Here is a 25,068-nt window from a genome sequence, read left to right as displayed (position 1 = left end):
CGCCCGCCGCAGCGGTGCGCCGGAGCATACTCACAACATCACGAGCTCGAAAGGCTCGCAGTGAAGCCGAGTAACCGATTACCGATCGTTGCACGCGAACGGCCGCGGCGGCATCCGCGAACGACGCAACCACCACCTCCGTAAGCTCGGGGATGGCACCGCCGCAATCCAAGAGGGGGACGAGACGTGCAGCCGCTGCTGGCCGGCGAACCGAACAGGGTCGGGGACTACCGGCTGCTCGCCAGGATCGGCGGCGGCGCGATGGGCGCCGTGTACTTGGCCCGGTCCCGCGGCGGCCGCGGCGTCGCGATCAAGATCGTCCGCCCCGAACTCGCCGACGACGGCGAGTTCCGCGAGCGGTTCCGCCGCGAAGTCGAGATGGCCCGCTCCGTCGGCGGCTTCTGGACCGCCACCGTCATCGACGCCGACACCGAAGCCGACCAGCCGTGGCTGGCCACCGAGTACGTGCCCGGCCCCACCCTGCACCGGGCCGTCGCCGACCACGGACCGCTGCCCGAGCAGACCGTGCGCTCGCTCGCCGCCGGACTCGCCGAAGCGCTCGGCGCCATCCACCGCGCCGGACTCGTGCACCGCGACCTCAAACCCGGCAACGTGCTGCTCGGCCCGGACGGCCCGCGGGTCATCGACTTCGGCATCTCCCGCGCCATGAGCAGCAGCGCGCTCACCGCCACCGGCATCTTCCTCGGCACCCCCGGCTTCTTCTCCCCCGAGCAGACCGTCGGCACCGACGTCGGACCGCCCAGCGACGTGTTCTCCCTCGGCGCGGTGCTCATGTTCGCCGCCACCGGCGCCGGACCGTTCGGCAACGAGAACACCGCCGCCATGCTGTACCGGGTCGTGCACAACGAACCGGACCTCGACGCGCTGCCCCCCGGGCTGCGGCCGCTCATCGGCGGCTGCCTCGCCAAGGACCCCGCCGCGCGGCCCACCCCCGGGCAGCTGCTCGACCAGGTCGGCGAGGCCTCCCCGCAGAACGACAGCTGGCTGCCCGCCGAGATCACCGCCGTCATCACCGAGCACACCTCGCAGCTCAAGCAGGCCTCCGAAGCGCCATCGGCCCCGCCCGCCGCACCGCCCCGGCCCACCCGGCAGCGCGGTGGCGGCGACTGGTCCGCGGCCCCCGCCGCACCGGCGAAACCGATCATCCCGGCCCGGCCGAAGCCGACCGCGCAGCAGCCCGAAGCGGGCCGGGGCACCGCCGCCCCCGCGCGCATCGCGCCGTCCCGGCCCGCCGTGCCGATCGACCGGGTGCGCGCCGACGGGCCGGGGCCGGTGTTCACCACCGGCGGGCGGCTCGGCGCGCTCGTCTCCGCCGCCCTCATGTTCGGGCTGATCCACCTGGTGTTGCAGATCGGCCCGACCGCGGACGACGAGCTGTGGGCGCTGACCAGCTTCGGCATGCTGCTGCTGACCATCAGCGGGGCGTTGTCCCTGGCCAAGGCACTGCTGCCCGGGCTGCGGCTCAAGGTCAGCGCCGACGGGCTGCGGGTCTCCCGCTCCCCGCTGCTGACCCGCGAGATCCCGTGGAGCCACGTCAGCCGCATCGCCGTCGTCGGCACCGGCAAGGGCCAGTCGGTCACCGTGTGGACGCGCCCCGGCAGCCCCGCCCTCCGCTGGCGGATCTGGAACCCGACCCGGCCGTACCACGGCGGCGTGCGGGTGTACCCGGTCGGCTCCGCGGGCGGGCCCCTCACCCGCAGGCAGGAAGGCCGCCGGATCCGGCAAGCCCTCCAGCAGTACGCCCGCGGCACCTACGACAACCGCATGGTCTGACCCGAGCGACCGGCCCGGTCCCCCGGCGGCTCAGGCGGGCAGGAGGCACACCGGCGACGGGGACGGCACGGGATCGCCGATCGGGGTGAGCGCGCCGTCCGCGGCGACCGCGAACGCCTGCACGGTGTCGCTGAGCTCCCCCGCCGCGTACAGCACGTCCCCGCGCGGGGACAGCGCGACGTGCCGCGGCCCGCGCACCCCCGCAGGCACCACGCCCAGCTGCGCGAACCCCTCGGCGGAGAACACCGCGATGCTGTCGTGCCCCCGGTTCGAGGCGAACACGAACCGCCCGTCCGGCGACACCACCACCTCCGCGGCCAGGCTCCGCCCGGTGAAATCCGCGGGCAGCAGCGGCAGCACGCGGCCCGGCCGCACCTCACCGGTCCCCGCGTCGAAGGTGAACTCGGTGATCGTCGAGGTCAGCTCCCCCACCAGGTAGCCGCGCTCGCCGTCCGGGTGGAACGCCAGGTGCCGCGGACCCGTCCCCGGCTCCCAGCCGACCTCGTGCTTGAGCACCAGGTGCCCGGTGTCCCCGTCGAACGCGTACACGTACACCGAGTCGGTGCCCAGGTCGGCGGCCAGCGCGAAGCGGCCGTCCGGGGACGGCACGATCTGGTGCGCGTGCGGCCCCTCCTGCCGGTCCTTGTCCGGGCCCTGGCCGGAGTGGTCCACCACGTGGCACGCCTCCCGCAGCACCCCGCCCTCGCCGATCGGGTGCACGACGACGTTGCCGGACAGGTAGTTCGCCGTGAGCAGGAACCGTCCGCCGGGGTGCACGCTCAAGTGGCACGGCGCCGACCCGTGCGTGGGCTGCGAGTTGATCTCGGTGAGCCCGCCGTCCGGCCCCACCTGGAACGACACCACCCGGCCGCGCGCCACCTCGTTCACCGCGAACAACGTCCCGCCGTCCGGGGACAGCGCCAGGAACGACGGGTCGTAGGAGTCGGCGACGGTGTCGGTGCAGCGCAGCCGACCCGCGTCGTCGGCGAACGCGAGCCGGATTCCGTTCGCCGCCGATTCCGGGCCCGTGTAGGCCCCCAGGTACACCCGGTACTGCGCGTCCTCGGACATGAAGCGACCTCCACCCGACCTCGACCTGCACGGCGCGCGCGCCCGGCTCCGGGAGCGACCTCCCGCCGGGCACGCCGAGTCACCGGTGGCGCACGCGCCGTTCATCCGAACCTCGCCGACGGTAGCGCGCGCGGCGGCCCGCGGACAGCCCCGGCCGTCCCGAGCCCGTGTAGGCGGAACGTTGCGTTCGAAGATCGGATCGCGCAACGATCCGCCGAAAGAAGCAACAGCTCACGGCTGAAACGAAGGCGCGGGCCGCTTAGCCTGAGCAGCATGACCTCCGCTTCGACCGCGACGACGCGCCCGGCCGGGACCACCCGTTCCGCCGAATACCTGCGCCTGGACGAGACCTACAGCGCGCACAACTACCACCCGCTGCCCGTCGTGATCGCCGAAGCGGACGGGGCGTGGATGACCGATGTGGACGGTCGCCGCCACCTGGACTTCCTCGCCGGGTACTCGGCGCTGAACTTCGGGCACCGGCATCCGCGGCTGGTCGCCGCCGCCACCGAGCAGCTGGGCCGCGTCACGCTGACCAGCCGGGCGTTCCACCACGACCGGTTCGGCCCGTTCTGCCGCGAGCTGGCCGAGCTCGCCGGCACCGAGCAGGTGCTGCTGATGAACTCCGGCGCCGAAGCCGTCGAATCCGCCATCAAGCTCGCCCGGAAGTGGGCCTACCAGGTCAAGGGCGTGCCCGCGGACCGCGCGGAGATCGTCGTCGCCGGGTCCAACTTCCACGGCCGCACCACCACGATCGTGTCGTTCTCCACCGACGACACCGCGCGCGCCGGGTTCGGGCCGTTCACGCCCGGGTTCACCATCACCCCCTACGGCGATGCGGACGCGGTCGCGGCGGCGATCACCGAGCGCACCGCGGCGGTGCTCGTCGAACCGGTGCAGGGCGAAGCGGGCGTCGTGGTGCCGCCCGCCGGCTACCTGCGCAGGCTGCGGGAGCTGTGCGACGAGCACGGGGTGCTGCTCGTCGCCGACGAGATCCAGTCCGGCCTGGCCCGCACCGGCGAACTGCTGGCCTGCGACCACGACGGGGTGCGCGCCGACCTGTACACGCTCGGCAAGGCGCTCGGCGGCGGCATCCTGCCGGTCTCCGCGGTCGTCGGCAGCCGCGAGGTGCTGGGCGTGCTGCGGCCCGGCGAGCACGGCTCCACGTTCGGCGGGAACCCGCTGGCCTGCGCCGTCGGGCTCGAAGTGGTGCGGATGCTGGCGACCGGCGAGTACCAGGCGCGGTCCCGGGAGCTCGGCGCACACCTGCACGCGCGGCTCGGCGAGCTCGTCGGCCGCGGCGCCGCCGAGGTCCGCGGGCGCGGGCTGTGGGCCGGGGTGGAGATCTCCCCCGGCGGGCCCACCGGCCGCCAGGTCAGCGAACGGCTCGCCGCGAACGGCGTGCTGTGCAAGGAGACCCAGGACACCACGCTGCGCGTCGCACCCCCGCTCACCATCACCCGCGAGGAGCTGGACCAGGGCATCGACGCCATCACCGACGTCCTCGCCCGCTGACCCGTCAGGATTTGACGGCGTCCCGGGACAGGGCGGTGAGGCGGGACAGGGCGCGGAGGTACTTCTTGCGGTAGCCGCCGCGGAGCATCTCCTCGGTGAACAGCTCCGAGAGCGGCGCCCCCGACACCCGCACCGGCACCGCCCGGTCGTAGAGCCGGTCGGCGAACGCCACCAGCCGCAGGCCCACGTTCTGGTTCGGCGCCGCGTGCAACCCGCGCAGGTGCACCGCGCTGACGTCCGCCACGAGCCGCCCGTACTTCGACGGGTGCACCGAGCCGAGGTGCTCGCACAGCGCGTCGAAGTCGTCCAGCGTGGCACCGGGCATCGACTCGGCCTCCGCGGTGAGCTCCGCGTCGTCCACCGGTTCTGGCGGGTCGGGCAGGCCGCGGTGCCGGTAGTCGGGGCCGTCCACCCGCAGCACGTCGAAGCGCTCCGACATCGCGTGGATCTCGCGCAGGAAGTCCACCGCGGCGAACCGGCCCTCGCCGAGCTTGCCGGGCAGCGTGTTCGACGTCGCCGCGATGTGCACGCCCGCGTCGGTGAGCTTCGCGATCAGCTGGGTGACCAGCATCGTGTCGCCCGGATCGTCCAGCTCGAACTCGTCGATCGCCAGCAACCGGTGCTCGGAGAGCCTGCGCACCGTCTCGTTGAACCCGAGCGCGCCGACGAGGTTCGTCACCTCGACGAACGTGCCGTACGACTTCGGCCCGGGAACGGCGTGCCACAGCGAGGCCAGCAGGTGGGTCTTGCCGACGCCGAAGCCGCCGTCCAGGTACAGGCCGGGCTTGCCCACCGGGGCGCGGCCGCCGCCGAACAGCGAACGCCACCACGAACCGCCGCTCCCGCCCGCGGCCGACGCCCGCTCGGCGAACGCGCGGCAGGACTCGACGGCGGCGGCCTGGCTCGGCTCGTCCGGGTTCGGCACGTAGGTCTCGAACCGGGCCTCGTCGAACCGCGGGGGCGGAGTCATCGCGTCGACCATGTCGGCCGGGCTGAGCTCGGGTCGGCGGTCGGTGAGGCGCGCGGCGGTCATGCGCCGACTCTATAACCGCTGTTCCCGCCGTAGCCGGTGGCAGTCATCACCCGCGGCGCCCGGGCGAACACCGGCCCTGCCCGCGCGCACCGCGCGCGTCGTGCTGGGATGGACGGGTGCACAGGTTGTGGCCCTCAGACGGCGATCCTCCCGGTGCTGCGGCTCCGGTGGAGGTGACGCCGGAGATCGAAGCGTTCTACGACTTCCCCGCCGACCTGGCCCGTCCCTGGCTGCGCACGAACTTCGTGTCCAGCCTCGACGGGGCGGTGAGCGTGCGCGGCAGCTCCCGCGGCCTGTCCTCCCCCGCCGACCAGCTGGCGCTGGCGCTGATCCGCGACCTGTCCGACGTGGTCCTCGTCGGCGCGGGCACCGCGCTCACCGAGGGCTACCACGGGGTGCAGCGCCACGAGGTGGACGCGGACCGCCGCGCCCGGTTCGGGCTCTCCGAAGTACCGCCGATCGCGGTCGTCACCGCCCGCTGCTCGCTGGAGCCGGACTCGCCGCTGCTCACCGACACCGTGGTGCCGCCGATCGTGCTCACCTGCGCGTCGGCCCCGGAGGCGCGCCGGATCGCGCTGGCCGACGCGGGCGCCGACGTCGTGGTCGCCGGGGACCGCACCGTGGACCTGACCGCCGCGCTCACCGAGCTCGCCGCGCGCGGGCTGCTGCGGATCGGCTGCGAAGGCGGACCGCACCTGTTCGGCGACCTGCTCGCCGCGGACCTCGTCGACGAGCTGTGCCTGACCGTCTCGCCGCTGCTCGCGGGGGGCGGGGCCGGGCGCATCGCCGCCGGACCCGGCCTCCCCGACCCGCACCGGATGCGGCTGCTGTCGGTGCTGCGGGCGGAGGAATCGCTGCTGCTGCTGCGGTACGGGAGACTTCGGGCGTGACCGGGCGGGGCGACAGCGACGCGGACCTGATGGCAGCCGCCCAGCGCGGCGACGGGGTGGCCTTCGACGAACTCGTCCGCAGGCACACCCGATCGATGTACCGGGTCGCGTACCGGATCCTCAACGACCAGGCCGAAGCCGAGGACGCCGTGCAGGACGCGTGGGTCTCGGCGTGGCGCTCGCTGGCCCGGTTCCGCGGCGAGTCCGCGCCCACCACCTGGCTGTACCGGGTGGTGACCAACGCGGCGCTCGGCCAGGTGCGGCGGCGCAAGAACACGGTGGCCCTGGACGTCAGCGACGACTCGATGGACCACCTCGTCTCCGACCACGACTCCGGCAACCCCGAGGGACACGCGGTGCGCGCCGAGGAGGCCGACCTGGTGCACCGCGCCATCGCCACCCTGGAACCCTCCCAGCGAGTGCCGCTGGTGCTGCGCGAATTCGAGGGGATGTCCTACGAAGAGATCGCAGAGGTGCTAGAGGTGAACGTCGCCGCGTTGCGATCGAGGCTGCACCGGGCGCGGCTGACCCTGCTGTCGAGGTTGAAGGAGATGCACCGTGGGTGAAGCTCCCCTCGACCCCGAGCACGCGCTGCCCTGCGGCCGCACCATCGGCGAGCTCCTCGACCACCTCGCCGGGGAAGCGCCGGAGGACTTCGGTGCGCACGTGCGCACCTGCCCGCACTGCCGGGCCGCGCTCGCCGAGCTGGCGCCCACCGGCTGGGAACCGGTGCGCCGCGCCGCCGAACTCGCCGTCGAACCGCCGGAGGGACTGGTGTCCCGCGCGCTGCTCACGGTCCGCGGCGCCCGCGCCGCCGCAGGCGGCGAACCGGCCGAGGTCGCCCAGGAGTTCGGCACGCTGCGGATCTCCGCGCAGGCCACCCTGGTGCTGGCCCGCAGGCTCAGCGCGGAGCTGCTCGCCGACGTGCCGGAGGTGCGGCTGCTGTCCTGCACCGGCGACGTGCGCGAAGTGCGGGTGGACGTCGTGATCGGCTACGGCGTGCCTGCCCCTGCGCTGACCGCCCGGTTGCAGGATGATCTGGGGCGCGCGCTGCGGGAGCACCTCGGCGCGGCGGCCCCGTCGGTGTGGGTGCGGGTCGCCGATGTCGCGCCCCCGCAGGGCTCGTGATTAGCTCATTCATGTGACCTAGGTCGCAGCCCCGCGATGTTCCGGGATCACTCGCATCGGATCTTGCAGTCCCGGAGATCGCAGGCGACTGCGACGCCCAGGGCGACAACGAGATCTTCAGGGGAAGGAGCCCTTTCATGGCCCAGTCGAGTGGTACCTCCGCCCAGAGCACCGAGACCCAGAGCGGGTCCACGACCGGCGGCAAGGGCCTGAGCACCAGCGGCAGCGCCACCCCGGCCCGGCTCGCCGACGACACCTCGCAGGGCAAGACGACGATCGCCGCCTCCGTGGTGCAGAAGATCGCCGGCATCGCCGCCCGCGAGATCTCCGGCGTGCACGCCATGGGCGGCGGCGTCTCCCGCGCCTTCGGCGCCATCCGCGAGCGCATCCCCGGCGGCAGCGGCACCACGACCACGCAGGGCGTGACCGTCGAGGTCGGCGAGAAGCAGGCCGCGATCGACCTGGACATCGTCGTCGAGTACGGCGCCTCCATCGTCGAGCTGGCCCGCGCGGTGCGGCGCAACGTCATCAACGGTGTCGAGCGGATGACCGGCCTCGAGGTCATCGAGGTCAACATCTCCGTGAACGACATCCACCTGCCCTCCGAGGACGACGAGGACGGCGGCAACGGTGGCAGCACCCCCGCCTCCTCCCGCGTGGAGTGAGACGGCGCGTGGTCCCGGCTGCCCCGACCGGGGCCACGCGCTCCCATCCCGGCCCGCTCTCGAAGGACACCGACATGACCGAATCCGCGCCCGGTGACCACGGCCGGGACGATCCCGAAGTCGAGGAGCAGCTCGCCGACCGGGTCGCTCGGGCGGTGCTCGCGCACCCGTCCGTCACCCGGTTGCACGGCGGCGCGTACGGCACCATCGCCGCCTACCTGCCCGGCAGGCAGGTCACCGGCGTCCGCGTCGGCGAGCCCGGCGAACCCGTCGAGGTCGGCGTGGTGCTGCGGCTGACCGAGCCGCTGCCGGGGATCGTGGCCGCGCTGCGCCAACGCGTGCTCGCCGTGACCGGCCCGGCGCCGGTCGACATCACCGTCGTCGACGTGATCACCTCGGACGAGGCCGATGCCCCCGGCCAGGACGAGGCGGCACCGCGATGACGGGCTCGCCGGACGACGACGCGCGGGTCCGCCTGCGCGCGTTCGTCCGCGCGCACCACCCCGATGTGGGCGGTGATCACGAGGCGTTCGTGGCGGGCCTCGCGGAACTGCGGGCCCGCCGCGACGCGGCCGACCGGAAACCCGCGCTCTCCCGTCCCGAACGCGGCGAACCCCGCAACCGGCCGCCGGACCGCTACGACGCACCGGTGGTCGTGGTCGCCGACCCGCGCGGACTCGGCGGCGTGCTGCGCCGGGTGCGGGCGTGGCGGCTGCGGAAGCGCCGCAGCCGGGTCCGGTGACCGTTCAACAGCCGACGCACGGTCTCCCAGTCAGGAAGGTTTCTCCCACGATGAACGCAACGCAGACCGGCCTGTTCGCCGGGCTCCTCCTCGGTGTCGCCGCCGCAGCCGGGGGCTTCACCGGTTTCCTCATCGCCCTGGTGATCGGTGCCATCGGCCTGATCGTCGGCCGCGTGCTGGACGGCGAGCTGGAGATCGGCGACTTCCTGGGCCGGGGCAAGGACCGATGAGCGCCCCCGCCACCGAGCGGGCCGAGGCCGCGACCGAACGGACCTCCGCGGCGGGCGACCCCGCCGACCGCGGCTCGCTGGACATCGACCGAGCGGTGCTGCGCAAGATCGCCGAACACGCCGCGGACTGTGTCTCCGGCACCACCCGCGCGCCGCGCCGCATCGTCGGCGTGGGCGTCGGCACCCAGGGTTCCAGCGCCCGGCTCACCGGCCCGGACCGCGAGCTGCGGGTCCGGCTCGACCTGGCGCTGCGCTACCCCGCCCCGGTGCGCGACGCGGTGCGCGAGGTGCGGGAACGCGTCCGCGAGGAGCTGTCCCGGCAGGCCGGTTGCCGGGTGACCGCGGTGGAGGTCACCGTGTCCGCCCTGGTGTCCGCCCCGAAACGAGACCGAGTGGAGTGAGCCCGTGCGTGCCCTAGTCCGTTTGATCACCGCCGCGGCCGGGTTGATCGCCCTCGCCGCCGGGGTCCTGCTGGTGGTGGAGGCCATCGGCGCCTGGGCGAACCCGGGCGGCCGCGGCGTGCTCGTGCCCTGGTCCGACGCCGGGTCCTCGATGCGCGACCTGAGCTGGCAGGACCTGCCGGTGCGCCTGGTGGCCGCCGCTGCCGTGCTCGTCGGCTTGATCCTGCTGCTGGCCGCGTCCCGCGCCGGGCGCAAGGAGGTGCGGCTGGCGGACCCCGCCCCCGAGGTCACCGTCACCACCGACCCGCGCTCGCTGGCCCGCCTGGTCGGCCACCAGGTCCGCGCCGAGGACGGGGTCGCCGCCGCCACCGTCACCGCCGACCGCCGGAAGGTGAAGGTGAAGGCCCGCGGCCGGTTCCGCAGCGTCGGCGACCTGCGCGACCGGGTGTCGAAGAAGGCCGCCGCCGCCGTCGAAGACCTGCCGTTGCAACGCCGGCCCCGGGTGTCGGTGTCGGTCTCCCCCGCGAAGGAGCGGTGATGTCGACCCAGGACACCACGACCCGCCCCACCGGGGGCTCCGGGAACGGCTCCACCGCCCGCAAGGCGCCCGCGCGCCCGAGCCGCACCGCCGTCGGCCGGTCGCTCGGCTTCGAACGCTGGCTGCTCGGCGTGCTCGGGCTGGTGCTGCTGCTCGCCGGGGCGCTGGCGCTGGTCGTCGGCGCCGGTTGGCTCGGCCGGTTCCGCGCGCAGCGGCCCGTGCTGGACCCGCTGCTCACCCAGTGGGTCGGCGGCAACCGGCCGCTGGCCTGCGGCGTCGCGATCGTGGTGGGTGTCGTGCTGGCGCTGCTCGGGTTGTGGTGGCTGCTGCGCGCGCTGCGCCCCGAAGGCCGTCCCGACCTGCGGCTGCACGGGGACGCGGAGAGCTCGGCGACCATCACCTCGCACGCGCTGACCGAGGCGGTGCGCGCCGACGCGGAGAGCGTCACCGGTGTGACCCGCGCGCGGGTGCGGATGGCGGGCACCGACCAGCGGCCCAACGTGCGGCTCACCCTCGCGCTCCAGGAGGGCACGAACGTGCGGCACGTGTGGGAGGAGCTGGACGCGAAGGTCCTCGCCCGCGCCCGCCAGGCGCTCGACGTGGAGGCGTTGCCGACCGCCATCCGGCTCCAGCTGGACCGCGCCGCCCGGCAACGCGTCCGCTGAACCGACGACGTCGATGGCCCGTCCGCCCGTCCAACCGGGTGGGCGGGCCATCGGCACGTCGGGCCCGCGGCGGCACCGAGCGACATACTCGGGCTCCGAGCTGCGGGAGGTCCAGGTGGCGTTGAGCGTGCAACCGCCGGTGAAGCCGATGCTGGCCGCCCCGGTGGACGGCATCCCGGACCGGCCGGGGCTCTGCTTCGAACCGAAGTGGGACGGCTTCCGCTGCCTGGTGTTCGCCGACCCGGGCGCCGCCGAACCTGTGGTGCTGCAGTCCCGCACCGGCAAACCGCTGAACCGCTACTTCCCCGAGGTGCTGGACGCCGCCGGACGGCTGCGCCGGCCCGCGGCGCTGGACGGCGAACTCGTGGTGGTCCGCACGGACTCGGACGGGCAGCGGCTGGACTGGGACGCGCTGTCCGAACGCATCCACCCCGCCGCCAGCCGGGTGCGCGAGCTCGCCGAACGCACCCCGGCGCTGTTCATCGCGTTCGACCTGCTCGCCCTCGACGACGCGGACCTGCGTGGCGAACCGTTCACCGCGCGCAGGCGGCGGCTGGAAGAGCTCGGGGTGACCGGCCCCGGCCTGCGCACCACCCCGCTGACGACGGATCCGGCCACCGCCGCCGCATGGTTCCGGCTGTTCGAGGGCGCGGGCCTGGACGGCGTGATCGGCAAGGACGCCGACGGGCCCTACGCGCCGGGCAAGCGGACCATGCTCAAGATCAAGCACACGCGCACCGCGGACTGCGTGGTCGCCGGGCTGCGCTGGCACACCGGCACCGAGCCGGGCACCGCCGTCGGTTCGCTGCTGCTCGGCCTGCACGACGACCGGGACGTGCTGCACCACGTGGGCGTCGCCGGGGCGTTCTCCGCGGAACGGCGCCGCGAACTCGCGGCCGAGCTGGCGCCGCTGCGCACCGACGCGGAGCACCCGTGGCTCGGCGAGCACGTCGACGACGGGCGGCGGCTTCCCGGGTCGGTCAACCGCTGGCGCAGCACGGTGCAGCCGTGGCAACCGCTGCGTCCGGAACGGGTGGCCGAGGTCGCCTACGACCACACCGAAGGCGCCGTGCCCGCGCGGTTCCGGCACACCGCGCAGTTCGTGCGGTGGCGCCCGGATCGCGCGCCGGAATCCTGCCGCTACGACCAGCTCGACGAGCCCGCGCGCTACGACCTGGACGCCGTCCTCCGCGGCGAAGCGGCTGATCATCGGCGACCGTGATCCACTCGCTATTAGCAGCCGATCATGGACCTGGCCGGCGTGAGATCCGCAGGTGAACGCGGTGCGGCTGGACCGCGCCCGGTTCACGTGCTCCGGGTGGCACCGATCGAGGCGAGCACGACGCAACCGATCGCGACCCACTGCAGCACGCCCAGCGCCTCGTGCAGCACCAGCAACCCCGCCAACGCGGCCACCGCCGGTTCCAGGCTCATCAGCACGCCGAACACGCGGGGCGGCATCCGCCGCAGCGCCTCCAGCTCCAGCGAGTACGGCACCACCGAGGACATCAAAGCCACCACGAGCCCCGCCACCAGCACCGCCGGGGACAGCAGCTGCGCCCCCGCCCCGGAGATGCCGAACGGCAGCGCCACCAGCGCACCGACCGCCATGCCCAGCGCCAGCCCGGAGCCGCCGCTGGTGCGGCTGCCCAGCTTCGCGCCGACCAGGATGTAGGAGGCCCACAGCACCGCCGCGGCGAGCGCGAACCCGACGCCCACCAGGTCCAGGCCACCGTCCACCCGGGACAGCAGCAGCACGCCGAGCCCGGCGAGCACCGCCCACAGCAGGTCCAGCTTCCGCTTCGACCCGAACACGGCCACACCCAGCGGCCCCAGGAATTCGATGGTCACCGCCACGCCCAGCGGGATCCGGTCGATCGCCTGGTACAGGCAGATGTTCATCCCCGCCAGCACCGAGCCGTACCCGACGACCACGAGCAGCGTCGTGCGGTCCAGCCGCAACGACGGCCGCCACACGACCACCAGCACCAGCGCGGCGAACAGCAGCCGCAGCGTGACCACCCCGGACGCCCCGGCGAGCGCGAACAGCTGCTTGGCGAACGCGGCCCCGACCTGGAGACTGATCACGCCCAGCAGCACCAGCACCGGCGGCGGGACGGCGCCGAACCCGCGGGCCAACGCCGGTTGCACCCCGGAGCGGAGGGGCCGCCCGCGCGACGACGCACCGTCCATGTTGACCGCGACCACGCCTGCTCCTCCTGATCCCGGGTCGACCACCCGTTCCGCTCCGCTGTACCCGGCACCGGGGCGGCGCGCACGTCCGGCCCGAGTGCCCGGCGAACCGTAGCCGCCGCGGCGGGCGCGCCCAACCGGATTGCGACGAGGCACGCACCGCTCCCCCTCACCCGGTGCTCACGCCGATCATGCGATGCTCAGCGCAGATCCCGACCACGCAGAGGAGCAGTCGTGCCGCGCACCAGCCACCGCATCGGTGCTCTGCTGCTGCTCACCGCGCTGGTGGCGGGGTGCTCCGCGGGTCCGTCGCAGCGGCCCGCCGTCGCCTACCGGGACGCCGAACAGCCGGTGGCGCCCGCCCCCGCGCCACCCGGACCGGCACCGCTGCCGGGGCTCGGCCCGTCCGCGGGCAGCGCGCTGAACTGGGCGGACTGCACCGGGGAGACCCGCGAGGAGCTGGCGTTGCCCGCGACCGGCCCGTCGTTCTCCTGCTCGCAGCTGCTGACCACGTTGGACTCGCCGGAGGCGCCCGCCGAGGGCACGACCCGCGCGGCGCTGCTGAGCACCGGCACCGGCGGCGTCCCGCTGGTGGTGCTGGGCGACGTGCACGGCGAGCCGGGCACCTCGGTGGCCGCGCGGCTGGCGCTGAAGCTGCCGCCGGAGGTGCTGCGCACGTTCCGGATCATCGGCATGGACCGGCGCGGCACCGGCCAGTCGGATCCGGCGGACTGCATGCCGCCGACGCAGCGGGAGAACATCATCGGCTTCGACCCGCAGGCCACCGACCGGGCGTCGCTGGACCGGCTGCTGACCTCGGTGCGGGTGTCCAGCCAGGAGTGCCTGCTGGACCTGGACGACCGGTTGCAGGCCTACGACTCGTGGCGCACCGCGGCGGACCTGGAGGAGCTGCGGCTGGAGCTCGACGTGCCGAAGCTGCACGCCGTCGGGATCGGCGAGGCGACCCGGGTGCTCACCACCTACGCGCAGCGCTACCCGGATTCGGTTGGCCGGATGGTGTTCGACGGCGGGCTGGACCCGCAGCTGGACGCGATGGCCGTCGCCGGGGCGCAGGCGCAGGGCGCGGAGCAGACCTTCGACGCGTTCGCCGCCGACTGCGCCGCCCGGGGTTCCTGCCCGCTGGGTCCCGATCCGCGCCGCACCGTGCAGGAACTGGTGCAGCGGACGCGGGCGACGTCACTGCCTGCCGCCGACGGGCCGGTGAGCGCGGGCAAGATCGTGCGGGTGCTGCTGCACGGCCTGGGCGAACCGGAGCGCTGGCCGCGGCTGGCATCGGCGCTGGCCGCGGCGAACTCCGGGGACGGGGCGCGGATCAGCGCGCTCGCCGCCCCGCTGGTGCGGGAGACCGGGGCCGATCCCGCGCGGCTCGACGGCGACCTGATCACCAGTTGCAACGACACCAGGCTGCGGCTGCCCGCCGAGCGGCTCGTGCACGTGGCGACCGAGTGGACGGGGACGAACACGCTGTTCGGCGGCCTGTTCGCGCAGCGCCTCGCCTGGTGCGCGCAGTGGCCGGAACCGCAGGAGGAACCGCCGCCGCCGTCCGCGCCGGGCCTGCCGCCGATCCCCGTGGTGACCACCGAGAACGATCCGCTGGTGCCGGCGCAGGGCAGCAAGCACCTGGCGGAGCAGCTGCCGACGGGCGTCGCGGTCAACTGGCAGGGCACCGGGCACGGCGCGATCGGCCGCTCGGACTGCGTGACCGACGCGGTGAGCCGGTTCCTCGTGCAGGGCGCCCTGCCCGCCGAGGGCAAGGCCTGCCCCGCCTGATCACCCGTGCGCGCGGGTTCCGGGGGTGCGGAGTCCGCTGCCCCCGGAACCCGGTGCGTGCGATCAGCAGCCCGAGCAACACCCGCAGGAAGGACCGCTGCAACTCGCGCAGCAGCTGCAACCGCCGCTGGCCTGCGGGGTCGTCTCGTTCTCGGTGGGAACCATGGCGTTCTCCTCACGTGCTTGAGCACCAGCGGTAGCGAGCATGCGCGCCCGAACACCGCGGGTGACACCGCCGAGCGAGGGATCGGCCGTCCGCCGACCTGCTGAACAGGCGACATGCACCCATTGCAATCCGTCACCGTCCCGCTCGGTGACCAGCGCGCGGCCCCTCGTCCCGGTGTCGCCCGTTCCGGGAAGGCCGCGCATCGCGCTCCCGCGGCGTCCGACCGGCGTCGCGAGCGCGCCGGACGTCGCCGGCGGGAGCGCTCACCCGGCGCTCTCGTCGCCGCGCCGCGCTTCCAGGGACGCCTTGCGGGAGCGGGTGGGTTCGCCGGGCATCTTGGGGTGGTCGGGCGGGTAGGGGAGTTCGCCGAGGCCGCGGTCGCCGCGGTCCCGTTCGAACCAGTCCAGGGCGAGGTCCAGCTCGCCGGACGAGTCGTCCAGCCCGCGGTGCGGGTCGCCGCGTTCGGCCAGCAGACCGGGAACCGTGCCCAGGTCGAAGTCGTCCGGTTCCGCGTCCGGCAGCTGCTCCCAGGTCAGCGGCATCGACACGGTGGCGCGCGAGGTGCCGCGGATCGACCACGACGAGGCGACGGTGCGGTCCCGCGCGGCCTGGTTGAAGTCGAGGAAGACCCGCCTTCCGCGGTCCTCCTTCCACCAGGCGACGGTCGCCTGCTCGGGGATGCGGCGCTGCACCTCGCGGGCCAGCGCGATCACCGCGCGCCGCACCTCGATGAAGTCCCAGCGCGGCTCGACGCGCACCAGCACGTGCACCCCGCGGCCACCGGAGGTCTTCGGGAAGCCGGTGAGGCCGGCCTCCGCCAGCACCTCCCGCAGCACCCGCGCCACCGCCACGGCCTCCGGGTATCCGGTTCCGGGCTGCGGATCCAGGTCGATGCGCAGCTCGTCGGGGTGCTCCACGTCCGCCGAGCGCACCGGCCACGGGTGGAAGTCCAGGGTGCCCAGCCCCGCCGCCCACACCAGCACCGCGGGCTCGGTCGGCAGCACGCTGTCGGCGGTGCGCCCCGATGGGAACGTCACCCGCACCGACCGCACCCACTCGGGGGCGCCCTTCGGCACCCGCTTCGCGTAGAACGGCTCGGACCCGACCCCGCCGGGGAACCGCTTCAACGTCGTGGGCCGGTCCCCCACCGCCCGCAGCAACGGTTCGGCGACCGCCAGGTAGTACTCGGCGACCTGGAGCTTGGTGAACCCGCGCTCCGGGAAGTACACCTTGTCCGGGTGCGACAGCCGCACCGCTCTGCCCGCGACGTCCAGTTCCCGCGCTGCCTCCGCCATCCGCGCAGCGTAGGTCGGCGGCTCCGGCACTGCCTGCGACCGCCGTCCGCGGGCTACCGTTGGGCCATGGCGCCAGCAGGCCACGACCCCGACGCCCCGCGGGACCGGTTCGCCGACGACCTCGTCGGGCTGGACCCGCACGACCCGGAGGCGCGGGCCTTCGCCGAACACCTGGACCGGATGGAACGCCCCGGTTCGAAGGCCACCGTCGAAGGCATGCTCACCGGCGTCGACGACTTCGCCCGCTGCGCGAACCGGACGCAGGGGCACCGGCGCGTCGTGGTGGTGTTCGTCGTGCTGCTGATCCTGCTCGGCGTCGGCGTCACCGTGTGGAACGCGGTGGTCTTCATGCTCGGCGCGTTCCTCGGCGGGTGAGCGGGAGCACGCGGGCACTCGATCTTGCGAAGGGTTAGCGTGGACGCATGGATCCGGTCGTGGGCGCCACCCCCAAAGTCGTGAAGTCCGAGCAGGAATGGCGGGAGCAGCTCGGCCCGCAGGAGTACGCGGTGCTGCGGCAGGCCGCCACCGAAGCTCCGTGGACGGGCGAGTACACCGAGACCAAGTCGGTCGGCGTGTACGACTGCCGCGCCTGCGGGGCGGAGCTGTTCCGCAGCACCGAGAAGTTCGAGTCGCACTGCGGCTGGCCGTCGTTCTTCGACGCCCGCGACTCCGACGCGGTGATCCTGCGCGAGGACCGCTCGCTCGGCATGGTCCGCGTCGAAGTGCTGTGCGCGAGCTGCCTGAGCCACCTGGGGCACCTGTTCGAGGGCGAGGGCTACGACACCCCCACCGACCAGCGCTACTGCATCAACTCGATCGCCCTGCGGCACGTCCCGGAGAGCTGACCGGCCACACCGCCCGAGCGCCGCGGGAGCCGCGGCCGGGTCAGCCGAACGCGGGCATCAGGTGCTCGGCGATGAGCCGCAGCTGATCGGCCGCGCTCGGCACTCCCGGCACGTCCACCCCGGAGAAGGCGCGGACCAGCTCGGCATCGGTGACCGCCAGGACCAGGTGGTTCACCCCGGTCGGCGCGATGTCCCGCTGGATGCGCTCCAGGCACTCCTGCGGTGTCCCGGCGACCGACAGCTGCTCCGCGAGCTCCGGCGGGGTGAGTTCGTAGGCCCGCGCGAGGTCACCCGCGCCGACGGCGGCGACGACCTCGGTCAGCGAAGCCGGATCCACCCCGTTGCGGCGCAGCTGCTCCGCGGGCATCGCCGAGGCGTACAGGCCGATCATCGCCCGGGCCGCCCGCTTCGCCGCCTCCCCGTCCGGGCCGGTGGCGAACACGATCCAGGCGCCGATGTCCAGCCGCCGCCAGTCCCGCCCGGCCCGCTCCGCGCCGAGCCGCACGTTCGCCACCAGGTGGTCGTAGGCGTCGCGGGTGCAGCTCAACGCGTGGTGCACGCCGTCGGAGATCTCCCCCGCCAGCTGGAAGGACTTCGGGCCGCGCATCGCGCCCAGCAGCACCGGAAGCCGCTGCTGCACCGGGGTGGCGAAGGTGAACAGCCCGTCGTAGCGGAAGAACTCGCCCTGGAACGTGATCGCCCGCTCGTCCAGGAAGGTGCGGATCACGTGGTGCGCCTCCCGCACCCGGGACAGCGGCTTCGTCCGCGCCCAGTCGATGCCGTACTGGGCGAGCAACCCGAAGTTCCCGCTGGAGATCACCACCTCGGCGCGCCCGCCGGTCAGCTCGTCCAGGGTCGCCGCGGCCTGCGCGATCAGCGTCGGTTCGCGCAGCGTCACCGGTGAGACGCTCGGCCCGAACCGGATGCGGCGGGTCCGCGCGGCGGCCGCGGCGAACAGCAGCCACAGGTCCTTGTGCCAGGTCTCGTCGGCGGCGTACGCCGCGTGGAAACCCAGTTCGTCGGCCAGTTCGATCGTCGCCAGCGAGTCGGCCACCGGGTGGTCGGGCAACATCACGTAGCTGAACCGCATCCCGCTCCCCTCGACCGGTGCCCCGTGCAGTCTGCGCCGCCGGGTGATCCGGCCGAACCCGCCGGACGGGTAGATCCGGCCGGTGCCCGGGAATCCGTCGTGGATCATGTGGAACGGTTCAGCATCACATCGTGGAGGGAGGTGCCGTGCCCGTCGACGAGACGCTGCGTTCGCTCCGGCGGTGGTCGCGGACGCCCGGGCCCGCCGACGCGGCGGGCGTGGCGGGCCGGATCGCCGAAGCCATCGTGCTGGGGCTGCTCCCCGACGGGGAGCGGGTTCCCGGCGGCGCGGAGCTGGCCGCGCTGCTCGGCTGCCGGGCCGAGGTGGCGCGGGACGCGCTCGGCAGGCTCGCCGGGGACGGCCTGGTGATCACCTCGGCGGTCGGGCCGCTGATCCGGCGTCCCGCCGATCCGCTGCTGGTCGCGGGCACCGCGCGGCTGCGGGAGCTGGACGCGCACGCGCTGCGGGAGATCTCCGACCAGCACTCCGCGATCGCGGGCACCGCCGCGCTGCTCGCCGCCGAACGCGCCACCGCCGACGAGCTGACCGCGCTGCGCGCGCTCGCCGCCGAGTTCGCCGCCGCCACCGGCACCACCGACCGGCGCAGGCTCGACGGGCGGCTGCACATCGAGATCGCCGCCGCCGCGCAGTCCTCCCGGCTCACCCACCAGGAGATCGCGCTGCAGACCGAGACCGGCGCGCTGCGCTGGCTGCCGTGGGCCGAGGCGATCCCGCACGGCGCCGAGACCGCCCAGCACGCGGCGATCCTCGACGCCATCGAGGCCGGCGCGGGCGACCGGGCCCGCGCGCTCGCCGAGGACCACGTGCGGGCCGGCATCCGGCGGCTCGTCGAATTCCGGCTGTGGTCCGGCGACCGGAGGTGCGGGCGATGAGCGCCGACGCGGCCGCCGCGCACATCAGCGGGATCCTCGACGACGCGGCGCGCTGGTGCACCGAGCTCGGCGAACGGCTGCGCGCCGCGCACGACGGCACGCCCGCGCTGAGCACCGAGGACCTATCCGCGCTGTGGCAGCCGATCTTCGACCGGCTCGACGCGGAACCGGCGGTCCTCGCGGGCACCGGCGTGATCCTCGCCGACGACGTGCTCACCGACCGGGCGCACTGGCTGGAGTGGTGGCAGCACCGGCCCGCCGACACGCCCCGGTTCCTGCAGGTCGACCACGACCCGGACAGCGTCGGGTTCTACGACTACGCCGCCGCGCCCTGGTTCACCGCGCCCCGCGACACCGGGGCCGGCGTCGTCGTCGGGCCGTACGTGGACTTCGCGGGCACCGACGAGTACCTGGTGACGCTGGCCGTGCCGGTCCGCTCCGGGGACCGCTTCCTCGGGGTGGCCGCCGCCGACCTGCGCACCGGCGAGTTCGAGCGGGCGCTGCTGGCGCGGGTGGGACCGCTGCGGCCGCCGACGGCGCTGATCAACGGCGCGAACCGGGTGGTCGCCTCCAACACGCCGCTGCGGCTGCCCGGCACCCTCGTCACCGCGGGTCCGCTCGCCGCCGACCCCGGCCGGGAGGTGCGCGTCGCGGCACCGCTGGGCGGGCTGCCGTGGCGCGTCGTCCGCGAACCGGGGTGACGGCGTCCGATCAGGGCAGGCGGGGCAGCAGCTCGGCCGGGGTGACGCGCTTGCCGGTGAAGAACGGCGTCTCCTCGCGCACGTGCCTGCGGGCCTCGGTGTAGCGCATCTTCCACATCAGGTCGACGATGCGGTGCAGCTCCGGCGCCTCGAACGCGAGGATCCACTCGTAGTCGCCGAGTCCGAACGAGGGCACCGTGTTCGCCCGCACGTCGGGGTAGTCGCGGGCCGCCATGCCGTGGTCCTTCAGCATCGTGCGGCGCTCGCCGTCGGGCAGCAGGTACCAGTCGTAGCTGCGCACGAACGGGTAGACGCAGAGGAAGTCGCCCGGGTCCTCGCCCATGATGAAGGCGGGGAGGTGGCTCTTGTTGAACTCGGCCGGGCGGTGCACCGCCACGTTGCTCCACACCGGGTCGGAGGCCTCGCCGAGCGTCGTCTCCCGGCGGAAACCGGCGTAGGCCTCCTGCAGGGCCTCGATCTTCTCGGCGTGCCACCAGATCATGAAGTCGGCGTCCGACCGCATGCCCGCCAGGTCGTAGACACCGCGCACCACGACCCCGGAATCCGCCAGGCCGTCCAGGTAATCCTGGGTCGCCGCGGCCGTCTTCTCCCGGTCCTCGGGCAGCGCGCCCGGTTCGACCTGGAAGACCGACCACATGGTGTAGCGGATGGTGTCGTTGAGTTCGGAGTAGTTCAGCCGCGCCATGCCCTCATCGTCCCACCACGGCCCGGTCATCCGGTCGCGAGGTGGCGTGTGATGCCGGTCGCGGCCGCCTCCCCGGTCGCGGCGCACGCGGGCACCCCGACGCCGTGCAGCGCCGCCCCCGCCAGTTCCACGCCGTCGAGCTCCCCGACGGCGCGTTCCAGCCCGGCGACCAGGTCCAGGTGGTCCACGCCGTACTGCGGCAGGCCGCCGCCCCAGCGCACCACCGCCGCGTCCACCGGTTCGGCGTCGACCCCGGTCACCTCGCGCAGGTCGGCGAGCACGCCGCGCAGCAGTTCCGCGTCGGTGCGGCGCAGCAGCTCGTCCTGCCCGGTGCGGCCCACCGAGCCGCGCACCAGCGGTTCGCCGCCGGTGCCGGTCAGGTGCGGCCACTTGCGGCTGGTGAAGGTGAACGCCTTCGCGGTGAACGGGGTCCCGTCGGCGTGCACCTCACCGCGGGCGACCAGCGTGCCGGAGGCCGCGGGCAATTCGGTCCCGGTGGGCAGCGCGAGGCCGAACACGGCCATCGACGCCACCTCCACCCGGCCGAGCAGTTCCGCCGCGGCCGGGGACGCCCCGGCCAGCAGTTTCCGCGCGGCGGGAGCGGGCACCGCGAGCACCACCGCGTCGGCCGCCAGCACGTCCGGTGCGGGCGCGGAACCGATCTCCAAGCGCCACCCGGCGCCGTCGCGGTGCAGGGCACGCACGGGAGCGCCCAGCCGCACCTCCGCGGCCGCCGAGTCGGCGAGCGCGGCGACGAATTCGCGGTAGCCGTGCCGGAACGCGCCGAACACCGGCCGCTTCCGCCCGTCCGGCGCGGGAGCGGGCAGCGCCGCCGCGGCGGCCTCGGTGATCGACTTCGCGCCCGCGTCGAGCGCGGCGGCCAGCGCCGGGATCGTGGCGCGCAGGCCGAGTCCGTCCGCGCTGCCCGCGTACACCCCGCCGAGCAGCGGCTCCACCAGCCGGTCCACCACCTCGTCACCGACCCGGGCGCGCAGCAGCCCGCCGACGGAGGCGTCCGCACCGCCCAGCTCCAGCGGCGGCAGGTCGGCTTCGGCGCGCACCGCGGCCACCCCGGCCGGGGACAGCACGCCCGCCACCGACTCCGGGTCGGCGGGCACGCCCATCACGGTGCCCGCGGGCAGCGGGTGCAGGGCGCCGCCCGCGCGCACCCGCGCGGCGACCGGACCCGGGTGCACCACGTCCGCGGCCAGCCCGAGCTCTTCGGCGAGCCGCAGCACTTCGGGACGCCGGGCGAGGAACGCCTCCGCGCCCAGGTCCAGCTCCACCCCGGCCAGCGGCAGCGAGCGCAACTTGCCGCCCAGCGCGCCGGTCTGCTCGACCAGCACGATCTCCGCGTCCGGGCCCAGCGAGCGGCGCAGCCGGTGCGCGGCCACCAGTCCGCTGACGCCGCCGCCGACGACGGCGACGCGGGTCACGAGCGGGCGCTCTCGGCGTGCACCTGCCGCACGACCTCGGTGAGCACTCCGGGGTCGGTCGTGGGCAGCACGCCGTGGCCCAGGTTGAACACGTGACCGGCGGCTTCCCGGCCCTCGGCGAGGATCCGGCTCACCTCGGCGCGGACCGCGTCCAGCCCGGCGAACAGCACCGCCGGGTCCAGGTTGCCCTGCACCACCGGCTCGCGGTCCGGGTCCGCGGCGCGGAGCCGGCGCACCGCCTCGTCCAGCGGGACCCGCCAGTCCACGCCGACCACGTCGGCGCCCGCCGAGCGCATCGAGCCGAGCAGCTCGCCGGTGCCCACCCCGAAGTGGATCTTCGGCACGTCCGGCGCCACCTCGGCGACGCCCTCGAAGATGCGCTTGCTGTGCGGCAGCACGAACTCGCGGTAGTCCCGCAGCGACAGCGCCCCCGCCCAGGAGTCGAACAGCTGCACCGCGTCCACCCCGGCGGCGAGCTGGGTGCGCAGGAAGGTCAGCGTCGTGTCGGCCAGCTTCTCCAGCAGCGCGTGCCAGGTGGCCGGATCGGAGTGCATGAGCGCCTTGGTCCGCTCGTGGTTGCGGCTCGGCCCGCCCTCGACGAGGTAGGACGCGAGGGTGAACGGCGCGCCCGCGAACCCGATCAGCGGGGTCTCGCCGAGCTCGGCCAGCAGCAGCCGCACCGCCTCCGCGACCGGCGCGACCTGCTCGGCGTCCAGCTCCGGCAGCGCGGCGACGGCGGCCGGGTCGCGCACCGGTTCGGCCACCACCGGTCCGGTGCCCGCGACGATGTCCAGCCCGATGCCCGCGGCGTACAGCGGCAGCACGATGTCGCTGAACAGGATGGCCGCGTCCACCCCGTGGCGGCGCACCGGCTGCGCGGTGATCTCGCAGACCAGGTCCGGCGTCAGGCACGCCTGCAGCATCGGGGTGCCTTCGCGGACCTTGCGGTACTCGGGCAGCGAGCGCCCCGCTTGGCGCATGAACCAGACGGGCGTGTGCCGGGGCGCGCCGCCGCGGGCGGCCACGAGCAGCGGGGCGTCGGCGAGGTCCCGGCGGGCCGAGACCGAAGCGGGTGAGGGCATCGGGGGCGCATCCACAAGGTCGAGGTGTCGGAGCCCGGCGCGGTTCCGCGGACGTCGGGCGGGCCACCGCGGCGCGGGCCGACGGCCCTGTCGGGGCCGTTCCGGACATCTTCGCAGACGCTCGCGGCGCCGGACGGGCGGGCAAGATCACGATCGGCCGCGGCGCCCGGCGTGGCGCCCACCCCGCGCCGATCCGGCGGCCTACAGTCCCGGTCCGTGACTGAGATGGCGGCGATCCCCGAGGAGTTCCGGCAGGCAGTGGCCGCGCTGGCCGCGCCCGCTCCGCGCGCCGAGATCGAGGTGACGGAGGTCCGCCCGCCGAAGCGGCTCGCGCCGTGGGCGTACGCGGTGGCGGCGGAGGCCACCGGCCCGGCCGACGAGCTGGCGACCGCCCGCCTGGTGCTGCTGCACGACCCGGACCGCCCGGCGGCGTGGGCGGGGTCGCTGCGGCTCGTGGTGTACCTGCGGGCCGAGCTGGACCCGGAGCTGGCCGCCGATCCGCTGCTGCCCGCGGTCGGCTGGTCCTGGCTGACGGACGCGCTGGAGGAGTCGGGGGCCGCGGCCGACGTGCTGGGCGGGACGGTCACGCTGACCTCCTCGGCCCGGTTCGGCGACATCGCGGGCCCGCCGCGCAGCCACGACCTCGAACTCCGCGGTTCGTGGACGCCGCGGGAGGCGGACCTGGGCGCCCACGCGACGGCCTTCCACCAGTTGATGTCCAGCGCAGCGGGCCTGCCGCCGGTCGGGGTGGCGGTGCTGGACCGGCGGTCGGCGCTGCGCGGAGAGGCTTGAGCCGCGATCTTTAACGATCGGGATTCCCCTCACGAGGTCGCGAAAACCTCGCACAATTGGTTGCCCGGGCAACTTTCTCACGATGTGCAATCAAGGTCTGTCGCACGGACCCGCCAAGGCGTTACGCCAAACACCGAGACCCACCCAAATGAGTGACAAAAACGAACCGCAGTGACAACTCGATCGGGATAGATACCCGATTGATCGTCCCGCTGACCCGCTTGGGCGGTTACGCTGCCCCCGACGACACCACTTTCGGTCGATCAGTGGCGCGGCTGATTGGTCGAGAGTCCCGGTGCCGGTCGGGGGGCACGACCGACTCCAGGGAGGTAGTGACGTGGCTGCCGTCGGCTTAGGTCAGGCCGCTCGAACCACGCCCGCCGGCGCTTTGCCGGCCAACATGGTCCCGCACCCGCGGGAAGAGCTGTTCACGGTGCTCGTGGTGGACGACCATCCGCTGCTCCGGGAGGCCATCGCCGCCCGGTTGCTGCAGATGGGCGCCGGCACGGTGCACGAGGCCGCATCAATGGCCGAGGCCAGGGCTCGCGCTCTGGCCACCGGTCCGTGCGACCTCGCGATCCTCGATCTCGGACTCCCCGACGGGACCGGCATCGACCTGGTGACGGAACTCCGTACCCAGGGCTGGCCGCGAATCGTGGTGCTCGCTTCGTCCGACGACCCCTATGCGGTCCGGGCCGCCTTCCAGGCAGGCGCTCAGGCGTACCTGCTGAAGTCGGCCTCGCCGATGGTCGTCACCGACGGGGTGCGCCGCGTGCTCGACGGCGGCGTGTATGCCGATCCCAGCGTGGCTCCGGTGCTCGCAGCGGGCACTCGGGTTCCGGGAACCGACAACACGCCCCGGGAGCTGTCCGGACGTGAGGTCGAGGTGCTGCAACTGGTGGCCGATGGCCGATCCAACAAGGAGATCGGTGAGGCGCTCAACCTCTCCGCTCTCACGGTGAAGAGTCACCTGTCTCGGATCGGCCGCAAGTTGGGCACCGGAGATCGGGCGCAGATGGTCGCCCTGGCCATGCGGGCCGGGGTGATCAGATGACCGGATGATCCTGATCGGGTGAATCGAGGTCCCACCGCGATCGTCGGGTCCGGTCGGGCTTGACGACCTCGGGCTGGTCGCACCCGCGGGCGGACCGCAACACGTAAGGTCTGATATCCGTGGAAGCTGCTTGCCCCGAGTCCGTCGAGCCCGACCGCCCCGAGCCGGTGCTGCTCACCGAGCCCGCTGACGGCGTCCCGCCGGTGGTGGAGACTCCTGAAGCGCTGGAGACCGGCGCGGGCGCCCGGGGGGGGGGGGGGGGGGGGGGGGCGGGGGGGCCCCCCCCCCCCGGCCGGGGCCGGGGGACCCCACCGGGCGACCAGGGGGCCCAGCGCCGCGACGGGGCGGGGGC

28 protein-coding genes are annotated in these 25,068 nt (G+C 74.3%); 20 read left to right on the top strand and 8 right to left on the bottom strand.

Annotated features, from left to right (window positions below; genetic code table 11):
* The first annotated feature begins 186 nt into the window (after positions 1-186).
* A complete protein-coding gene (locus tag LCD33_RS04790; protein WP_224977551.1) occupies positions 187-1,794 on the top strand; it encodes a serine/threonine-protein kinase in 1,608 nt (535 codons plus the stop codon).
* Positions 1,795-1,824: 30 nt separating this feature from the next.
* Here LCD33_RS04790 and LCD33_RS04785 read toward each other — a convergent pair whose 3' ends face one another.
* Positions 1,825-2,865 (bottom strand): lactonase family protein, encoded by a 1,041-nt coding sequence (locus LCD33_RS04785; protein ID WP_224955448.1) that lies wholly within the window; start codon positions 2,863-2,865, stop codon positions 1,825-1,827.
* A gap of 273 nt (positions 2,866-3,138) precedes the next feature.
* Here LCD33_RS04785 and rocD point away from each other — a divergent pair, with 273 nt between their 5' ends.
* Positions 3,139-4,380 carry an ornithine--oxo-acid transaminase gene (rocD, locus tag LCD33_RS04780; RefSeq protein WP_224977550.1) on the top strand — a complete coding sequence of 414 codons (1,242 nt, stop codon included), beginning with the start codon at positions 3,139-3,141 and terminating at the stop codon, positions 4,378-4,380.
* 4 nt (positions 4,381-4,384) lie between these two features.
* Here rocD and zapE read toward each other — a convergent pair whose 3' ends face one another.
* Positions 4,385-5,413, bottom strand: a complete 1,029-nt coding sequence (gene zapE, locus LCD33_RS04775) for a cell division protein ZapE (protein ID WP_224955446.1) — start codon at positions 5,411-5,413, stop codon at positions 4,385-4,387.
* Between the two features lie 167 nt (positions 5,414-5,580).
* Between zapE and LCD33_RS04770 the strand changes: the two genes are divergently transcribed.
* From LCD33_RS04770 to LCD33_RS04720, 11 genes are all read left to right on the top strand, one after another.
* On the top strand, positions 5,581-6,303 hold the full coding sequence (locus LCD33_RS04770) for a pyrimidine reductase family protein (RefSeq protein WP_224955445.1): 723 nt from the start codon (positions 5,581-5,583) through the stop codon (positions 6,301-6,303).
* Entirely contained in the window at positions 6,300-6,869 is a 570-nt protein-coding gene (locus LCD33_RS04765) for an RNA polymerase sigma factor (RefSeq protein ID WP_224955444.1), read from the top strand. Before LCD33_RS04770 ends, LCD33_RS04765 begins: the two co-directional genes overlap by 4 nt.
* Positions 6,862-7,431, top strand: a complete 570-nt coding sequence (locus LCD33_RS04760; RefSeq protein WP_224955443.1) for a hypothetical protein — start codon at positions 6,862-6,864, stop codon at positions 7,429-7,431. Before LCD33_RS04765 ends, LCD33_RS04760 begins: the two co-directional genes overlap by 8 nt.
* A gap of 137 nt (positions 7,432-7,568) precedes the next feature.
* Complete coding sequence (locus LCD33_RS04755; RefSeq protein WP_224955442.1) at positions 7,569-8,096, top strand: Asp23/Gls24 family envelope stress response protein; 528 nt, start codon at positions 7,569-7,571, stop codon at positions 8,094-8,096.
* A gap of 74 nt (positions 8,097-8,170) precedes the next feature.
* A complete protein-coding gene (locus tag LCD33_RS04750) occupies positions 8,171-8,539 on the top strand; it encodes a hypothetical protein (protein WP_224955441.1) in 369 nt (122 codons plus the stop codon).
* Positions 8,536-8,838: a hypothetical protein gene (locus tag LCD33_RS04745; protein ID WP_224955440.1), complete on the top strand. Its 303-nt coding sequence runs from the start codon at positions 8,536-8,538 to the stop codon at positions 8,836-8,838. The genes LCD33_RS04750 and LCD33_RS04745 overlap by 4 nt, the downstream gene beginning before the upstream one ends.
* Before the next feature lie 50 nt (positions 8,839-8,888).
* A complete protein-coding gene (locus LCD33_RS04740) occupies positions 8,889-9,068 on the top strand; it encodes a hypothetical protein (protein ID WP_224955439.1) in 180 nt (59 codons plus the stop codon).
* On the top strand, positions 9,065-9,469 hold the full coding sequence (locus LCD33_RS04735) for an Asp23/Gls24 family envelope stress response protein (RefSeq protein ID WP_224966448.1): 405 nt from the start codon (positions 9,065-9,067) through the stop codon (positions 9,467-9,469). The genes LCD33_RS04740 and LCD33_RS04735 overlap by 4 nt, the downstream gene beginning before the upstream one ends.
* Before the next feature lie 22 nt (positions 9,470-9,491).
* The gene (locus tag LCD33_RS04730) at positions 9,492-10,007 is read left to right on the top strand and encodes a DUF6286 domain-containing protein (protein ID WP_224955437.1); all 516 of its coding nucleotides are present in this window, start codon (positions 9,492-9,494) and stop codon (positions 10,005-10,007) included.
* Positions 10,007-10,672: an alkaline shock response membrane anchor protein AmaP gene (gene amaP, locus LCD33_RS04725; RefSeq protein WP_224955436.1), complete on the top strand. Its 666-nt coding sequence runs from the start codon at positions 10,007-10,009 to the stop codon at positions 10,670-10,672. The genes LCD33_RS04730 and amaP overlap by 1 nt, the downstream gene beginning before the upstream one ends.
* Before the next feature lie 115 nt (positions 10,673-10,787).
* Positions 10,788-11,894 (top strand): ATP-dependent DNA ligase, encoded by a 1,107-nt coding sequence (locus tag LCD33_RS04720; protein ID WP_224977548.1) that lies wholly within the window; start codon positions 10,788-10,790, stop codon positions 11,892-11,894.
* A gap of 83 nt (positions 11,895-11,977) precedes the next feature.
* Here LCD33_RS04720 and LCD33_RS04715 read toward each other — a convergent pair whose 3' ends face one another.
* Positions 11,978-12,880, bottom strand: coding sequence for a DMT family transporter (locus LCD33_RS04715; protein ID WP_224966445.1), 903 nt, complete (start codon positions 12,878-12,880; stop codon positions 11,978-11,980).
* Between the two features lie 219 nt (positions 12,881-13,099).
* Between LCD33_RS04715 and LCD33_RS04710 the strand changes: the two genes are divergently transcribed.
* Positions 13,100-14,656, top strand: coding sequence for an alpha/beta fold hydrolase (locus LCD33_RS04710; RefSeq protein WP_224955433.1), 1,557 nt, complete (start codon positions 13,100-13,102; stop codon positions 14,654-14,656).
* Between the two features lie 429 nt (positions 14,657-15,085).
* Here LCD33_RS04710 and ligD read toward each other — a convergent pair whose 3' ends face one another.
* Entirely contained in the window at positions 15,086-16,117 is a 1,032-nt protein-coding gene (ligD, locus tag LCD33_RS04705) for a non-homologous end-joining DNA ligase (protein WP_224977547.1), read from the bottom strand.
* A gap of 66 nt (positions 16,118-16,183) precedes the next feature.
* Here ligD and LCD33_RS04700 point away from each other — a divergent pair, with 66 nt between their 5' ends.
* Both LCD33_RS04700 and msrB read left to right on the top strand, forming a co-directional pair.
* Complete coding sequence (locus LCD33_RS04700; protein ID WP_224966442.1) at positions 16,184-16,492, top strand: hypothetical protein; 309 nt, start codon at positions 16,184-16,186, stop codon at positions 16,490-16,492.
* A gap of 47 nt (positions 16,493-16,539) precedes the next feature.
* The gene (gene msrB, locus LCD33_RS04695) at positions 16,540-16,962 is read left to right on the top strand and encodes a peptide-methionine (R)-S-oxide reductase MsrB (RefSeq protein WP_224966455.1); all 423 of its coding nucleotides are present in this window, start codon (positions 16,540-16,542) and stop codon (positions 16,960-16,962) included.
* Positions 16,963-17,002: 40 nt separating this feature from the next.
* On the opposite strand, the gene LCD33_RS04690 is transcribed toward msrB, so the two are convergent.
* Positions 17,003-18,160 carry an LLM class flavin-dependent oxidoreductase gene (locus LCD33_RS04690; RefSeq protein ID WP_224977546.1) on the bottom strand — a complete coding sequence of 386 codons (1,158 nt, stop codon included), beginning with the start codon at positions 18,158-18,160 and terminating at the stop codon, positions 17,003-17,005.
* Between the two features lie 23 nt (positions 18,161-18,183).
* Between LCD33_RS04690 and LCD33_RS04685 the strand changes: the two genes are divergently transcribed.
* Together LCD33_RS04685 and LCD33_RS04680 are read left to right on the top strand one after the other, a co-directional pair.
* The gene (locus LCD33_RS04685; protein ID WP_224966441.1) at positions 18,184-18,945 is read left to right on the top strand and encodes a FadR/GntR family transcriptional regulator; all 762 of its coding nucleotides are present in this window, start codon (positions 18,184-18,186) and stop codon (positions 18,943-18,945) included.
* Positions 18,942-19,646: a cache domain-containing protein gene (locus LCD33_RS04680; protein ID WP_224955427.1), complete on the top strand. Its 705-nt coding sequence runs from the start codon at positions 18,942-18,944 to the stop codon at positions 19,644-19,646. The genes LCD33_RS04685 and LCD33_RS04680 overlap by 4 nt, the downstream gene beginning before the upstream one ends.
* Positions 19,647-19,656: 10 nt before the next feature.
* On the opposite strand, the gene hemQ is transcribed toward LCD33_RS04680, so the two are convergent.
* From hemQ to hemE, 3 genes are read right to left on the bottom strand one after another with little or no spacing between them, the layout of a single operon-like run.
* The gene (gene hemQ / locus LCD33_RS04675; RefSeq protein WP_224955426.1) at positions 19,657-20,352 is read right to left on the bottom strand and encodes a hydrogen peroxide-dependent heme synthase; all 696 of its coding nucleotides are present in this window, start codon (positions 20,350-20,352) and stop codon (positions 19,657-19,659) included.
* A gap of 26 nt (positions 20,353-20,378) precedes the next feature.
* The gene (gene hemG, locus LCD33_RS04670; protein ID WP_224955425.1) at positions 20,379-21,788 is read right to left on the bottom strand and encodes a protoporphyrinogen oxidase; all 1,410 of its coding nucleotides are present in this window, start codon (positions 21,786-21,788) and stop codon (positions 20,379-20,381) included.
* Positions 21,785-22,870 (bottom strand): uroporphyrinogen decarboxylase, encoded by a 1,086-nt coding sequence (gene hemE, locus LCD33_RS04665; protein ID WP_224966440.1) that lies wholly within the window; start codon positions 22,868-22,870, stop codon positions 21,785-21,787. The genes hemG and hemE overlap by 4 nt, the downstream gene beginning before the upstream one ends.
* Before the next feature lie 216 nt (positions 22,871-23,086).
* Here hemE and LCD33_RS04660 point away from each other — a divergent pair, with 216 nt between their 5' ends.
* Both LCD33_RS04660 and LCD33_RS04655 read left to right on the top strand, forming a co-directional pair.
* The gene (locus tag LCD33_RS04660) at positions 23,087-23,662 is read left to right on the top strand and encodes a DUF3000 domain-containing protein (protein ID WP_373689966.1); all 576 of its coding nucleotides are present in this window, start codon (positions 23,087-23,089) and stop codon (positions 23,660-23,662) included.
* Between the two features lie 400 nt (positions 23,663-24,062).
* Positions 24,063-24,716 (top strand): response regulator transcription factor, encoded by a 654-nt coding sequence (locus LCD33_RS04655; protein ID WP_184484937.1) that lies wholly within the window; start codon positions 24,063-24,065, stop codon positions 24,714-24,716.
* The last annotated feature ends 352 nt before the right edge of the window (positions 24,717-25,068 follow it).

The sequence above is a fragment of the Saccharopolyspora sp. 7B genome, from assembly GCF_020177435.1.
GTDB lineage: Bacteria > Actinomycetota > Actinomycetes > Mycobacteriales > Pseudonocardiaceae > Saccharopolyspora_C > Saccharopolyspora_C gregorii.
The sequence above is the reverse complement of the archived record's forward strand: the minus strand, read 5'-3'. Positions and strand labels throughout refer to the sequence as shown.